Source organism: Cupriavidus yeoncheonensis, assembly GCF_905397275.1.
Lineage (GTDB): Bacteria > Pseudomonadota > Gammaproteobacteria > Burkholderiales > Burkholderiaceae > Cupriavidus > Cupriavidus yeoncheonensis.
Genome location: NZ_CAJPUY010000017.1, coordinates 122,170 through 137,126 on the forward strand (window position 1 = coordinate 122,170; position 14,957 = coordinate 137,126).

At 65.7% G+C, this 14,957-nt stretch carries 11 protein-coding genes; 7 read left to right on the plus strand and 4 right to left on the minus strand.

The window, feature by feature from the left end:
• Positions 1 to 13: 13 nt before the first annotated feature.
• From KHO22_RS22390 to KHO22_RS22420, 7 genes are all read left to right on the plus strand, one after another.
• The gene (locus tag KHO22_RS22390) at positions 14 to 991 is read left to right on the plus strand and encodes a PDR/VanB family oxidoreductase (protein WP_211949363.1); all 978 of its coding nucleotides are present in this window, start codon (positions 14 to 16) and stop codon (positions 989 to 991) included.
• 57 nt (positions 992 to 1,048) lie between these two features.
• Complete coding sequence (locus tag KHO22_RS22395; RefSeq protein WP_211949364.1) at positions 1,049 to 2,137, plus strand: porin; 1,089 nt, start codon at positions 1,049 to 1,051, stop codon at positions 2,135 to 2,137.
• Between the two features lie 241 nt (positions 2,138 to 2,378).
• Positions 2,379 to 2,780, plus strand: coding sequence for a hypothetical protein (locus KHO22_RS22400; protein WP_211949365.1), 402 nt, complete (start codon positions 2,379 to 2,381; stop codon positions 2,778 to 2,780).
• A 70-nt stretch (positions 2,781 to 2,850) separates the two neighbouring features.
• Positions 2,851 to 4,152, plus strand: coding sequence for a TolC family protein (locus KHO22_RS22405; protein WP_211949366.1), 1,302 nt, complete (start codon positions 2,851 to 2,853; stop codon positions 4,150 to 4,152).
• Positions 4,149 to 5,750, plus strand: a complete 1,602-nt coding sequence (locus KHO22_RS22410; RefSeq protein WP_211949367.1) for an efflux RND transporter periplasmic adaptor subunit — start codon at positions 4,149 to 4,151, stop codon at positions 5,748 to 5,750. The genes KHO22_RS22405 and KHO22_RS22410 overlap by 4 nt, the downstream gene beginning before the upstream one ends.
• Positions 5,747 to 8,917: an efflux RND transporter permease subunit gene (locus KHO22_RS22415; protein ID WP_211949368.1), complete on the plus strand. Its 3,171-nt coding sequence runs from the start codon at positions 5,747 to 5,749 to the stop codon at positions 8,915 to 8,917. Before KHO22_RS22410 ends, KHO22_RS22415 begins: the two co-directional genes overlap by 4 nt.
• Complete coding sequence (locus KHO22_RS22420) at positions 8,914 to 9,261, plus strand: copper-binding protein (protein WP_211949369.1); 348 nt, start codon at positions 8,914 to 8,916, stop codon at positions 9,259 to 9,261. The genes KHO22_RS22415 and KHO22_RS22420 overlap by 4 nt, the downstream gene beginning before the upstream one ends.
• 342 nt (positions 9,262 to 9,603) lie before the next feature.
• Here the strand turns inward: KHO22_RS22420 and KHO22_RS22425 are convergent, their stop codons facing one another.
• From KHO22_RS22425 to KHO22_RS22440, 4 genes are all read right to left on the minus strand, one after another.
• Complete coding sequence (locus KHO22_RS22425) at positions 9,604 to 9,963, minus strand: putative quinol monooxygenase (RefSeq protein ID WP_211949370.1); 360 nt, start codon at positions 9,961 to 9,963, stop codon at positions 9,604 to 9,606.
• A 30-nt stretch (positions 9,964 to 9,993) separates the two neighbouring features.
• A complete protein-coding gene (locus KHO22_RS22430; protein ID WP_211949371.1) occupies positions 9,994 to 10,974 on the minus strand; it encodes an NAD(P)H-dependent flavin oxidoreductase in 981 nt (326 codons plus the stop codon).
• 33 nt (positions 10,975 to 11,007) lie between these two features.
• Positions 11,008 to 12,819 carry an acyl-CoA dehydrogenase C-terminal domain-containing protein gene (locus KHO22_RS22435; protein WP_211949372.1) on the minus strand — a complete coding sequence of 604 codons (1,812 nt, stop codon included), beginning with the start codon at positions 12,817 to 12,819 and terminating at the stop codon, positions 11,008 to 11,010.
• A gap of 155 nt (positions 12,820 to 12,974) precedes the next feature.
• Positions 12,975 to 14,864 (minus strand): acyl-CoA synthetase, encoded by a 1,890-nt coding sequence (locus KHO22_RS22440; protein WP_211949373.1) that lies wholly within the window; start codon positions 14,862 to 14,864, stop codon positions 12,975 to 12,977.
• Positions 14,865 to 14,957 lie beyond the last annotated feature (93 nt).

A 14,957-nucleotide genomic window follows, 5' to 3' on the forward strand; every position in this document is an offset into this window, starting at 1 on the left:
GGAAGACAGCAGCATGGGCAATACCTACCAGACCCTCCAGGTGCGGGTTTCGCGCATCGAGCACGTGACCCCGCTGATCAAGCGCTTCACCATGGAAGCGATGGACGGCAGCGATCTGCCGCCTTTCACCGGTGGCAGCCACGTCATCGTGCGGATGCGCGACGGCGAGCGCCAGTACAGCAACGCCTACTCGCTGATGAGCTCGCCCGACGCGCTCGGCAGCTACCAGATTGGCGTGCGGCGCGAAGAGAAGTCGAAAGGCGGCTCGGCGTTCCTGCACGACAAGGTGTCCGAGGGCGACGCACTCACCATCACCACGCCGAACAACCTGTTCGCGCTGGATGATGGCGCGCATCACCACGTACTGATCGCTGGCGGTATCGGCATCACGCCGTTCATGTCGCAAATGCACGAACTGCGCAAGCGTGGGGCCTCGCACGAGTTGCACTACGCATTCCGCGCGGACGAGCACGGCGCGTTCCGCGACGAGCTGGCGGCGCTCACGCAAGCGACTTCCGGGGGCCACGTCAGCTTCTATGTCGACAGCAAGGGCCAGAAGCTCGACCTGGCCGGCCTGCTGGGCGGCATGCAGGCCGGCGCGCATGTCTATGTCTGCGGCCCGGCCCCGCTGATCGATGCCGTGCGCACGGCCGCGCAGGCTGTTGGCCTCGATCCGTCGCGCGTGCACTGGGAACAGTTCGCCGCGCCGGAACAGGCGGGCGACGCCTTCACCGTGATGCTGGCGAAATCCGGCAAGACGGTGGAAGTGGCTGCCGGCGAGTCAATCCTGAAGGCCATCGAGCGCGACAGCACCGTCCCGGTCGAATGCCTGTGCCGCGAAGGCGTGTGCGGCACCTGCGAGACCCGCATCCTCGAAGGCGAAGCCGTCCACTTCGACCAGTACCTGAGCGACAAGGAGAAGGCGTCGCAGAAGACGATGATGATCTGCGTGTCGCGGGCGAAGGGCGGCAAGCTCGTGCTCGACCTGTAAGTCACAAGAAAGGCCGGCGCACGGAACGCCGGCCGTCATCCCTCCCGAGGAGACCACATGAGGAAACCGGCCAGCCTTTGGCTGCTGGCGGGCACGCTGCTGCCTGCCGCTTTACCTTCCACATCGCACGCACAGTCGAACGTGATGCTCTACGGCGTCGTCAGCACCGCTGTGCGCTACACGTCGAACATCGACGGCCGCCATAACGACCAGACCGAACTTGTTTCCAGCGGCATCGGCGGCAGCCGCTGGGGCCTGAAAGGCAACGAAGACCTCGGCGGCGGCAACAAGGCCGTTCTCCTGCTGGAAAACGGCTTCGGCACCGACGATGGCAAGACCGCCTACAACGCCCTGTTCGGCCGCCAGGCCTACGTCGGCCTCTCCGGCGACTGGGGCGCCCTGACCTTCGGACGCCAGTACAACGCCCTGAACAATATCGGCTGGGCCTTCGACCCGCTCGACCAGAGCTGGGGCAACTTCTGGTCGGACCCGCTCTACACCGGCGGCGACATCTTCTTCCAGGGCTACCGCATCAACAACAGCATGGTCTACAAGAAGACGGTAGGCCCGGTGAGCATCCAGCTCGACTACGGCTTCGGCGAACAGCCAGGCAGCACCGCGCGCGGGGCAACGTTCGGCGGCGGCGTGATGTTCCAGCAGGGACCGCTGGCCATCGGCGTGGCCTATGACCAGCAACGCCCGGGCACCGGCGACAACACGCTGCACAATTACTCGGTCGGCGCGTCCTATGTCATCGGCAACGCCACGGGCTACGTCGGCTACATGGGCCGCCGCGAGACCAACCCGGACGCGCGCTTCGGCATCGCTTTTGTCGGCCTCGGCTACCAGGTCACGCCGTCCCTCCACCTGTCGGGCGCGTACTACCGCTACAACCAGAGTGGCAACGTAACGACGCAGTTCCAGTCCACGCCCATTCCGCTCGGCAGCGGCAATGCCGACGCTGTATCGGCCGTCGCGGACTATGCCCTGTCGAAGCGCACCAGCCTGTTCCTGGAGGCCGACGCCACCTTCGCGCGCGGCGGCACGGTCGGGCGGGAGACGGAGTACTGGGGCGGGAGGCCGGTAACAGATGTCCATAGCACGACCCGAGTGGGCGTGATGGCCGGCATTCGCCACCTGTTCTGAGGCCCCCGCGCACACCGCATCATTCCCCGCGCAAGCGGGGCCTCGATACTCAAAGGACAAGAACACCAAAACGAATCGGGACCCGTCCCGACGAAGCGGCTCCCACTTCCAGCCGATCGCGCTCATCCAATCAGAGGCCGATGACCTTGGCTATTGCGAGAACGCCTGCGGCAAAAGGTCAGGTTGCATTACCCGCAAAAGGCAGTATCCTTGCGACTATCACCCCCGGAACCAATCACTCTTGCGTCACTTCGCCAGCCGGCAACCCTGGTTCGCCGGCCTGCTCCTTGTCCTTTTCCTGACAGCCCAACTGGCAGCGGCCGCGTACGCCTGTACCGGTAGCCGCTATCAGATGGAAGGCGGCGGCACGATGGCGGCGATGACCGAATCCTGTGCCGACATGGCGGACGGGGATAATGACCAGCGGGCTGACCAAGGCGCACTCTGCCTGGCGCACTGCCAGGCAGATTCCAAGAGCGCTGACCATCTTTCGCCACAGCTTCCGGCATTCCTGCCGGTGTTGATGAGCGTCGTGGAGCCCACGCGTGTGGTTCTTGCCGAGGTCCGCGTCGCACTGCGAGCCGAGGTGGAGGCGCGTGGCCCGCCACCGCTGAACATCCTTCACTGCAGTTTTCAAACATAGCCTCCGGATCGACGTCCATTCGGTGCTGCCCCGCTAGATTCGGGTAGCTGTCGTCGTTCATGGAGGTTTTATGCTTTCTCTATGTCGCCTGGCGCTGGCGCTGCTGAGCGCGCCTGCCTTCGGCCTGACGGTGTCGCCTGCCGCGGCTTCGCAACCCGCTCCTTCTCTTTCCCTCGAGGAAACCGTCGCGCTCGCAACGACCCACGCCGGCGATGCCGAATCGTCGCGTGGCGCCGTCGAGGCGGCCGTGCAAATGGCGGTTTCCGCCGGCCAGTTGCCGGACCCGGTGCTCAAGCTGGGTCTCAACAATGTCCCCGTGACCGGGCCAGACCAGTTCTCGCTCACCCGGGACTTCATGACCATGCGGTCGATCAGCGTGATGCAGGAATTCACGCGCTCGGACAAGCGCCGCGCCAAGGCGGCGCGCTTTGAAGCCGAGGCAACTGCCGCCGACGCGCAGCGCGCGGTCGGACTGGCCAACGTGCAGCGCAATGCGGTCGGCGCCTGGCTCGATCGGTGGTACGCCGAGCAGACCGGTACCCTGCTCGGCCATCATGGCCACCCTCTGGACCTGGCGCTTCAGGCGGCGACCGCCGCCTATCGCAGCGGGCGCGGCACGCGCGCGGATGTCCTGGCAATGGAACTGGAAATCCAGAAGCTGCATGACCGCCTCGACGAGAACCGGACCGCCGCGGCAACCGCCATGCTCGGTCTGGAGCGCTGGGTCGGACCTGCGGCCAAGCGCCCCCTGTCAGGGCGCCCGCCGCTGGAGGTACCCCAGGGCGTCCGGCAACTGGCGAATGGCGAAGTCGAGGCGGTGCCTGAGATCACGGCTGCGCAGCGCGAAGTGGCCCTGGCGGAGTCGGAGATCCAGGTGGCACGGGAAGCCGGAAGGCCGGATGTGACCGTCGAGCTGATGTACAGCCAGCGTGGTTCGGCATATTCCAACATGGGATCGCTGAACGTCAGTTTCCCGGTGCCCTGGGACCGCGGCAATCGCCAGGACCGCGACGTCGCATCCAGGCTGGCACAGGCCAGCGAGGCGCGTGCCAAGTCCGAAATCATCCGGCGCAATACCCAGGCCATGGTGGGCGCCAAGCTTGCCGAGCTGCAGCGCAACCTGGAGCGGCTCAAACGTTACGACGAGAAGACCTTGCCGCTCGCGAACGCGCAGGCGGATGCCGCGCTCACGGCCTATCGGGCCAATACCGGATCGTTGCTGGCCGTCGCCGAGGCAAACCATCGCGCCATCGACACCGCAGTGGAGCGACTAACGCTGGAGGCAAAGACGGCAAAGCTGTGGGCCGATTTGACCTTCCTGGTCCCGCTGCCTACCGCGCAGACCGAGCCGGCCACCAAGGAACTCAAATGAAGAAATCAGTCATTGCAGCGGCGGCAGGCCTCGTACTCGTCGGCGCCGCAATCTATGGAGCCTATCATCTTGGCGTCACGCGCGGCGCAAAATCGGTACAGTCGGTGCAGTCGGTGCAGTCGGTGCAGTCGGTGCAGTCGGTGCAGTCGGCGCAGTCGCCGCAATCATCGCCCTTGCCCGGCGCGGAGTCCGCGCTCAGAGCCGGTGACACCGATCCGAAGACCGGCAAGAAGATCCTGTACTGGCACGATCCCATGGTGCCCGGCCAGCGCTTCGACAAGCCGGGCAAGTCACCGTTCATGGATATGCAGCTCGTGCCGGTCTACGCGGACGGGGACGGCGCAGGCGGCGGCATTACGGTCGACAGTCATGTCGCACAGAATCTCGGCATCCGCACGGCCGAGGTCAAGGCGAGCCGGATGAGCGCAGTGCTCGAAGCCCCCGGCAATGTTGCCATCGACGAGCGCAGTGTCCAGGTGATTCAGGCGCGAACCAATGGCTTTGTCCAGCATGTCGCGGTCAAGGCGACCCTCGACCCGGTTCGGCGCGGCCAGGCACTGGTGACGCTGTACTCGCCCGACTGGGTGGCCGCGCAAGAGGAATATCTCGCCGTGTCCCGCATGGCCGCGGGTGGGCAATCCGACCTGCGCAGCGCGGCCAAGGCCCGCATGCTGCAGGTTGGCATGACCCCGGGCCAGGTCAGCGCCGTCGAGTCTTCCGGCAAGCTCCAGCCCAGTCTTGGCATCGTGAGTTCAGTCGATGGCCTCGTGACCGAGGTTGCGGTTCGGGAGGGCATGACTGTCTCCCCCGGCATGACCCTGTTCCGGCTGGCCGACCTGAGCCAGGTCTGGGTGATTGCCGAAGTACCGGAGGGACAGGCCCGTGCCATCGCTCCGGGCCTGGCTGTCAAAGTGTTGCCAACTGGCGCAAGCGAGACACTCGTTGGCAAGGTCGATACCGTGCTGCCCGATGTCAATCCAGCCACACGAACCATCAAGGTGCGCATTGTCCTGCCCAACCAGGGCAGACACCTGTTGCCGGGCATGTTCGCGACCGTCCGGTTTGACAGCGGTGATCAGAAGGAAGCGCTGGTGATCCCGTTGGAGTCCGTCATCCGCACTGGCCAGCGCAGCATTGTCATGGTGGACGCCGGCAAGGCAGGCTTTGTAGCGACGGAAGTCAAAACCGGGCGCGAGGCCGCGGGCATGGTCGAGGTGCTGGCCGGACTGCAGGCCGGCCAGAAGGTGGTCACTTCCGGACAGTTCCTCATCGATTCGGAAGCCAGTCTGCGCGGCACAGCAGAACGCATGAGTGCCCTCCCGGCGGCCTCCGCGCCGGCGGCGACCGCGCCCGAGCACGAGGGCGTCGGACGCATCGAGGCAGTGAATGGCACCGAGGGCCTGACCATCTCGCACGGACCGATCCCCTCTGCACAGTGGGGCGCGATGACCATGGATTTCGCCGCGCCGCCTGCCGGCCTGCCTAAAGGGCTCAAGGCCGGTGACCGCATCCGCTTCCGCTTCCACCTGAACAGTGACGGTATGGCGATCCTGTCCTCGGTCGAGCCGGCCGGCACCACGCAGGGGGCCAAGCCATGATCGCCCGGCTCATTCTCGCGTCCATCCGCAACCGCTTCCTGGTCCTGCTGGCCACCGTCATGCTGACCGCATGGGGACTGTGGGCAGTACGCAGTACACCGCTCGACGCGTTGCCGGACCTGTCGGATGTGCAGGTGATCATCCGCACGCCGTTTCCCGGGCAGGCGCCGCAGATTGTCGAGAACCAGGTCACCTATCCGCTGACCACCACCATGCTGTCGGTGCCCGGCGCCAGGACCGTGCGTGGCTATTCGTTCTTCGGCGACTCGTTCGTCTACGTGCTGTTCGAGGATGGTACTGACCTCTACTGGGCGCGATCCCGGGTGCTGGAATATCTGAACCAGGTGCAGTCCCGCCTGCCCGCCGCCGCCAGGCCCGCACTGGGTCCTGACGCCACCGGAGTTGGCTGGATCTACGAATACGCACTGGTGGACAAGACCGGCCAGCACGATCTCAGCCAACTGCGCACGCTGCAGGACTGGTTCCTGCGCTTCGAGCTGAAATCGCTGCCCAATGTTGCTGAGGTCGCCTCGCTCGGCGGGATGGTGAAGCAGTTCCAGGTCGTCCTGATGCCTGACCGGCTGCGGGCCTACAACCTCTCGCAGGCCAAGGTGCTCGCGGCACTCAAGGGCGCCAACCAGGAAACCGGCGGCTCCGTGCTGGAACTGGGCGAGGCGGAGTACATGGTCCGGGCCAGCGGCTACCTAAAGACGCTCGATGATTTCCGGCAGATTCCGCTGGTCACCAGCGAAGCGGGCATCCCGGTGCGGCTGGGCGATGTCGCCACGGTCCAGCTCGGTCCCGAGATGCGGCGCGGCATCGCCGAGCTCGACGGTCAGGGAGAGGTTGCCGGCGGTGTCATCGTGATGCGCTCGGGCAAGAACGCGCTGGAAACCATCGAGGCGGTCAAGGCCAGGCTCGCCACGCTGCAAAAGAGCCTGCCGGCAGGCGTCCAGATCGTCACCACCTACGACCGCTCCGCGCTGATCAACCGGGCGGTTGAGAACCTGACGCACAAGCTGATCGAGGAGTTCATCGTCGTCGCGCTGGTCTGCCTGGTCTTCCTGTTCCACCTGCGCTCCGCCCTGGTGGCCATTGTCTCGCTGCCGCTCGGTGTACTGGCCGCTTTCCTGGTCATGCGATACCAGGGCGTCAATGCCAACATCATGTCGCTGGGCGGCATCGCCATTGCCATCGGCGCTATGGTCGATGCCGCAGTCGTCATGATCGAGAACGCGCACAAGCATATCGAGCATTGGCATGCCGACAATCCTGGCCGGGATCTCAGCGGGCACGAGCGCTGGAGCGTGATCGGCGAGTCGGCGGCCGAGGTGGGACCCGCACTGTTCTTCTCGCTGCTGATCATCACGCTGTCGTTCATCCCGGTGTTCACGCTCGAGGCGCAGGAGGGCCGGCTGTTTTCGCCACTGGCCTTTACCAAGACCTATTCAATGGCCGCGGCCGCGGGGCTTTCCGTCACCCTGGTGCCAGTACTGATGGGCTACATGATCCGCGGCAGGATCCCGACGGAGCAGTCCAACCCGCTCAGCCGATGGCTGATTCGCGCCTATCAGCCGGTGTTGAGCAGGGTGCTCGCTTACCCGAAGACCACACTGGCGATTGCGGCGATTCTGCTGGTCGCGACCGCCTGGCCGGTCATGCGAACTGGCGGCGAGTTCATGCCGCCCCTCGATGAGGGAGATCTGCTGTACATGCCGTCGGCGCTGCCGGGGCTATCCGCCGGCAAAGCGGCGCAGTTGTTGCAGCAGACCGACCGTCTGATCAAGACCGTTCCCGAGGTAGCCACCGTATTCGGCAAGGCGGGCCGCGCCGATACGGCCACCGATCCGGCGCCCATCGAGATGTTCGAGACCACCATCCAGTTCAAGCCGCGCGAGCAGTGGCGAGCCGGCATGACCACCGACAAGCTGGTGGAGGAACTCGACCGGGTGGTGAAGGTGCCCGGCCTGTCCAATATCTGGGTGCCGCCCATTCGCAACCGGATCGACATGCTCGCCACGGGCATCAAGAGCCCGGTCGGCATCAAGGTGGCGGGCACGGACCTGAATGAGATCGACCGGCTGGCCACCCGCATCGAACAAGCCGTCAAGACGGTGCCGGGCGTCACCTCGGCACTGGCAGAACGCCTGACTGGCGGGCGCTACGTCGACGTCGACATCGACCGCATGGCGGCCGGTCGGTACGGGCTTAACATCGAGGACGTCCAGGGCATCGTATCGTCGGCGATTGGCGGCGAGAACGTCGGCGAAGTGGTCGACGGGTTGGCGCGCTTTCCTATCAACGTCCGCTACCCGCGAGACTACCGCGATTCGGTGGAGCAACTGCGCGGCCTCCCCATTGTCACGGACAGGGGCCAGCAGATCACGCTTTCCGATGTGGCGCGCATCAAGGTAGTACAGGGTCCGCCGATGCTGCGCAGCGAGAACGCTCGCTTGTCCGGTTGGGTCTACGTGGATATTCGCGGGCGCGACCTACGTTCGGCCGTCCGGGACATGCAGGCCGTGGTGGCCAAGGCCGTACCCATGCCGGCGGGCTATTCCCTCAGTTGGTCGGGGCAGTTCGAGTATCTGGAACGGGCCACCGCGAAACTGAAGGTGGTGGTGCCGTTCACCCTGCTGATCATCTTTGTGCTGCTCTACCTGGTATTCGGCCGACTGGATGAAGCGCTGCTCATCATGGGCACGCTGCCGCTGGCGCTCATTGGCGGATTCTGGCTGCTTTACTTGCTGGGCTACAACCTGTCGGTAGCCGGCATCGTTGGCTTTATCGCCCTTGCCGGCGTGGCGGCCGAGTTCGGCGTCATCATGCTGCTCTACCTGAAGCAAGCCTGGGGCGAGCGCGAGGACCGTGGTGAGACCAGCCTGTCCGCCCTGCTGGAAGCCATCCAGGAAGGTGCGGTGCTGCGTGTCCGTCCCAAGGCCATGACAGTCGCGGTGATTCTCGCCGGCCTGATTCCCATCATGTGGTCGCATGGCACGGGCTCGGAGGTCATGCAGCGCATTGCCGCTCCCATGGTCGGCGGCATGGTGACCGCGCCCTTGCTCTCCCTGTTTGTCGTGCCGGCGGCATATCTGCTGATACGTCGACGCCAGACAAGATCCATTCCGATTCCCCCCCAACCCTCACTTCAGGAGGAAGCACAATGAAAGCCCTCAAGACTCTCGCACTTATGCTTGCACTCGTCGCCGCGCCGGCCGCTTTCGCGGCCGGCGCGATGGAGGGCATGGACATGAAGCCCTCTGCCACCTCGCAAGCCTCGCAGCAGGCGCCGCATCCCGTAGCCGCCGAAATCAGGAAGATTGATCCGCAGGCCGGCAAGGTCACCCTCAAGCACGGCCCGATCGAGAATCTCGGCATGTCTGCCATGACCATGGCCTTTCCGGTCAAGGACCGCGATTCGCTGAAGAACTTCAAGGAAGGCGAATCGGTTTTCGTTACTTTCGACAAGGTCGATGGCAAGCCGACCGTCGTGGACATGCGCCGCAAATAAGTCCGATCAAACTCACCCTGGCCGCTTTGAGTCAGACTGTCGGCTTCGCCCAACAAAGCGGCCATTCGACCGACGAGGCGAACGTTCCCCCCCTCAGCGGCTGAAGCGGAAATTGGCTCGGCCGGGGCGCCAATCCGATCCTGGTGTTCATCACTCAACCGCCCGGCCGTGGCGAGCCCTGGTGAACGGTCATCCACGCCGCTGAACGACTGCAACTCCGCCCTGAACAGCCTTCTCGGGCGGCCGCACGCCATTGGTGATGTATTGCAGCATCGCCTTGAAGGACGCCCAACTCCAACGCCTTCGCGTCATCGGCCCCGAACTGGCCGAGCCACTGCTCCATTAGCCTGAAGCGCGCTCGGGGTCAGATCTGCCGCTTCCGGCAAGTTCCGGATCGGCCGGGCTCAGGCCGGCAGCAACTTCCATTGCGGCCAGTCGCAACACGGTCGGCGCACCATCCATAAGCGCGCCCATCTGGCGGCCGATGCGGCGATAGTGATCAGATCTGACGTGCGCCTGAGCAGCCGCCTCGTCGGCATAGCGCTCGACAAACACGTATTCACGTGCTCCCTCCGAACGCCACAGGTCATACGACACGCACCCGGCTTCCGTGCGCGACTCGACGACCAGGCTGGCCGCCAGCGTTTCGAACTCGGCCTCCTGGCCTTCCTTCACCTTGATCTTCGCTATGATTCCACGCATTTCCTTGTCCCCCTGATTATTCCCAAACGTCTAGCCACGCGACAACATGCCCTGAAGTCGCGTCGCGACAATCTCCTCCGCCTGGCGCATGATCCTGTCGATCAGGTCTCCTATCCGGGGAATATCCTGGATGAGCCCGGCGACCATGCCGCAGGACCAGGCGCCTGCGTCGAGGTTGCCGTCCTGCATCACGCGCGGATACACACCGCCGACCTCTTCGACGATGTCCGAGAAGGTGATGTCCGCCCCCAGGCGCCTTTCCTTCTCCAGCAGGCGCTCGACCCCCGCATTGTTCAGCACGCGCTCGGTATTGCGCAGCGGGCGCATGACGAGCCGCGTATCGAGTTCCGTTGCCGCAACGATGGCCTGCTTGACCTTTCGATGTACCGGCGCCTCTTCCGTCGCGACGAAGCGGGTTCCCATGTTGATGCCGGCCGCGCCCATCGCCAGCGCGGCGACCAGCGAGCGGCCGTCCGCCATCCCGCCCGACGCGACAAAGGGCACCCTGAGTTCGTCCGCGGCACGGGGTAGCAGGATGAAGTTTGGGACGTCGTCCTCGCCCGGATGTCCGCCGCATTCGAAGCCGTCGACGCTGACCGCATCGCAGCCGATGCTCTCGGCCTTCAGCGCATGCCGCACCGACGTGCATTTGTGGATGACCCGGATGCCCGCCTCGTGCAGCGCCGGCAGCCATTGCTGGGGATTGTTGCCGGCCGTCTCGACAATGCGCACCCCGCCATCGACGATCGCCCGCACATAGCCCGCGTAGTCCGGCGGATTGCGCGACGGCAGAAAGGTGAGATTGACGCCGAACGGCTTGTCGGTCATTTCCCGGCATCGCCCGATCTCACGGGCCAGGGCGTCCGGACTTGGCTGCGTCAGCGCCGTAATGATGCCCAGGCCGCCCGCATTCGACACCGCGGCGGCCAGTTCCGCGAACCCGACGTAGTGCATGCCACCCTGAATGATGGGATGCTCGATGCCGAACAACTCAGTGATCTGCGTCTTCATCGACGAAGCTCCTTGTGAAAAGATATTGATTGGTCAGAACTGGTCGGCCGGCAGCGCCATCAGGCAGGCTGCGCCCGTCTCCACACGCTGCCGCAAGGTCGGGACCAGCGGCAGTTCACGCGCGAACCAGAAGCGGGCGAGTTCCAGCTTGCGGCGCAGGAAAGTCCCGTTCTCCGCGCCGGGCAACAGGCCAAGCGCGACGTCCGACATCCGCAGCCACATCCAGGCGCAGGCGACGATACCCATCATGGCCAGGAAATCGTTGGAGGCGGCGCCGGCGTCGTAGGGGTTGCGCGACGGGTCAGCCAGCCACTTCGCGCAGGCACGGATATCCTGCGCGGCTTGCCGCAGCAAGTCAGCGTGCGCGCGCAACGGCTCGCGCCGTGCCGCCTCCCGTGCGGTGGCATCGACCATGTCGAGAAACCCGCCCAGCGCCCGGCCGCCGCCCGCAGGCAGCTTGCGCAGCACGAGATCCAGCGCCTGCACGCCGTTGGCTCCCTCATAGAGCTGGAAGATGCGACAGTCGCGCACGAGCTGCTCGACGCCGTTGTCGCGGATATAGCCGTGCCCGCCCATCAATTGCATGGCGTCGTTGGCCGACTCGAAGGAGCGGTCGCTGAAGAATGCCTTGACGACCGGCGTCAGCAGGCTGCCGATCGCGCTCCGGTCGGCGCGCAGCGCTTCGTCGGGTTCGCCGAGCAGCGCCGTCACGTGAAGCGCGAGGGCACGGGCGGCTTCGAGGAAGGACGCCTGCTTCAGCAGCAACCGGCGTACGTCCGGGTGAACCACGATCGGGTCAGCCGTGCCGCCTGTGCGATCCTCCACCTTGGCGGCCCGGCCGGCCAGCCGCTCGCGGGCGTAGTCGGCCGCATGACCGTAGGCGCGGCTTGCCGACGACAGTGCCTGCAACCCTGTGCCGAGGCGCGCCGAATTCATCATGTCGAACATGCCGCTCATGCCAGCCGACGACTTGCGATGCGTGCCGCCCGGCTGGCTCGATTCCCGCAGAGGGTAGGCCAGCGCATGCTCGAATGACAACGTGCAGGTCGCGCTACCCTTCAGGCCCATCTTGTGCTCGATCCCGGCCACGACGACGCCGTTCGATCCGCCCAGCTCGCCGCTGTCGGGGTCCACCAGCCGCTTCGGTACCAGGAAAAGCCGGACCGTCGACAGGTCGTCGCTGATGCGTCCATCCTCGCCCGGGACCTTCGCCAGGACGAGATGGATGACGTTCTCGGTCAGATCCTGGTCGCCACCGGAAATGAAAATCTTGGTGCCGCTGAGGCGCCAGCTACCGTCAGGCTGCGACACGGCACGCGTCTTCATCAGCCGCAGGTCGGTCCCGCAATGCGGTTCGGTCAGGCACATCGTGCCGGCCCAGCGCCCCGCCACCATCGCCGGGACGACGTGCTCCAGCATCCACGGCTCGCCGGTGCGGCGGACCGTCGCATGCGCGCCATTGGTCAGCGCCGCATAGAGGCCGAGCGAATTGCACGCCGACGCCGAGAACTCGCGCACGGCCTGGCCGATCCCCTCCGGCAGGCCGGCGCCGCCAGACGCCTCCGGGACCGAGACGCGGTTCCAGCCGGCCTCGCACAACGCGGCGTATCCAGCCGGGTACCCGGACGGCGTCCTGACCGCGCCGTTGTCGAAGTGGCAGCCTTCTTCGTCCCCGGGGCCGTCAAGGGGTGCCCAGACCTTCTCGAAAAAGCGCGCGGCCTGTTCGAGCACCTGCCGTGTGTCGTCCCGCGCCATGGCACCCAACGCGTGTGGCACGGTGGGCGCGATCACGTCGTGCAAGAGAAAGACGTAGTCGTCGACGGGCGCCTTGTAGTTTGTAGACACGGTAATTCCTTTTTGATGAATGCGATCGATGGCCGGACGTTGGCCGCTCAGGCGTCACCCCGGCGACAGCCGATGTCGCGGACGAACTTTGCCAGGGCAGCGCTGGCGAACAGCCGCTTGCGGGCTGTTCTGCGGTCGATGGGTCGGCTCATGTGTCAGGCCCCTTCGATCAGTCGAACCGCATAGGGAACAGTGAAGGAGCGCAGCGCGCCGTCCAGGGCCGCATCGTCGGCGCCAAGCGTCGGCACGCGGATCTCCACGAAGAAGCCGCTGCTGCCCCGGTCGGCGGCCTTCACCTCTGCGCTTCGGCCGATGCCGTCGAGCGCGGCGCGGAACATTCGCTCGATGGCATCGACGCGCAGCAGGTTCTTCTGGATCTTGCCGACCGACGTCTTCGGCATTTCCGGCAGCACGAAGCAGTGCCTTGGAATGGCCGCGCGTTCCGGCATGTGTTCGGCGGCGTACCGCAGGACGCTGTCCGCCGAGGCGCTCGCTCCCGGCTTCAGCACCACATAGGCGACCGGTACCTCGCCGGCATGCGCATCGGGCGCGCCGACCACGGCGGCATCCTGGACCGCCGGATGGCCGAACAGCACCTCCTCCACCATTTTCGGATCGATGTTGTGTCCGCCGCGGATGATCAGGTCCTTGGCGCGGCCAGTGATCCACAGCCAGCCGTCCGCGTCGAGGTAGCCGAGATCGCCGGTGTCCAGCCAATCGCCGTCGAACCGGCACGCAGCCTGCTCCTGGCCCAGGTAGCCGGGGAAGACCGAAGGCCCGCGCACGATCACGAGGCCCGGCTCGCCCGGCGCGCAGTCCCGGGCCACGCTCCCGGTGCCGTCCGGCTGCACCACGCGGACCCGCTGGTACGGCAGCCGCACGCCCGAACTGCCAACCTTGACCTGCTCGACCAGGGGCGTGATGCAGGTGACCGCCGTGGTTTCGGTCATGCCCCAGCTTTCACGGATACGGACGCCGGTCATACGATGGAAGGCGTCGGCGACGGTAGTCGACAGGGGCGCGGTCGACGAGGCGACGTAGGTCAGCGTCGAGATGTCAGCGCCATCCAGCGGAATCGACAGCACCTGGTTCACCAGCGTCGGCACGAGGATCAGCATGTTGGCCCGAAAAGCCTCGACGATGCGCCAGAGGTTCGGCAGCACGGACGGATGGCGGAACCCGGTCGACGTCATCAACACGACTGTCGCCCCCTTCACCAGCGGGCTGAAACAGCCGACCACCGCGCCGGCGACGTGGAAAACCGGGACACCGAGCACTTGCACCTCGGTCGAGTCGAGTCCCAACAGGTGCCTTGACGCCCACACCCAGAACACCTGGTTGCGGTGCAGGTTGCGTGCCAGCTTCGGGGCGCCGGTCGTGCCGCCAGTGTGGAAGAGCGAGGCGGTGTCGTCGGACGAGAAGATCCGCCCGGAGACCAGGCGGTCGGAGGGATAGCGTTCGACGGCTTCGGCGAAATCGATGACGGGCACGCCAGCGACCTCAGCCGGCCCCGCTCCGCCGACACGAATCACCGCCGCCAGCGATGGGAGGCCACGCGCCACGGCCTCGGCCTTGGCCCAGATCTCGGCGTGCTCGTCGCCACCAAACGCGACCAGTATTCTGGTGCCGGCCGAGCGGAACATCTGGACGAGGATGTCCGGCTCCAGCATCGGGTTGGCCGGATTGACGATCCCGGCGGCCTGAGCCCCCCACAGGACGAACTGCGATTCGGGAATCGCCGGCATCAGCACCGAGACGACATCGTCCTTGCCGACGCCGAGGTCGTCCAGCAGATTCGCGGTCTGGTGGACCTTGTCGCGCAACTCGGCATAGGTCACCTGCCGCGCGGTCTCGCGGGGACGGGCACCGTCGGTGAAGTAGTGGATGGCCACCTTCGACGGGTCGATGGCGCAGCCGTCCATCAGCATTTCGTAAGTGGAGGCAGGCAGTTTGCGCTCGGCAAGCGGGACGCGCTCGAAACGGGCAACGTCGGCTTCGCTCAACAGGAGGTCGGGGGTCCAGTAGCCTGGCATCGGGGCGTTCATTTATGTTGTCTCCGGATTTTGTATTTCTTTGGGCGGACTGCACCCCAGGGGCGCAGTACCGCCTCCGCGCGATGACGTTCGTCGCACGGCGCT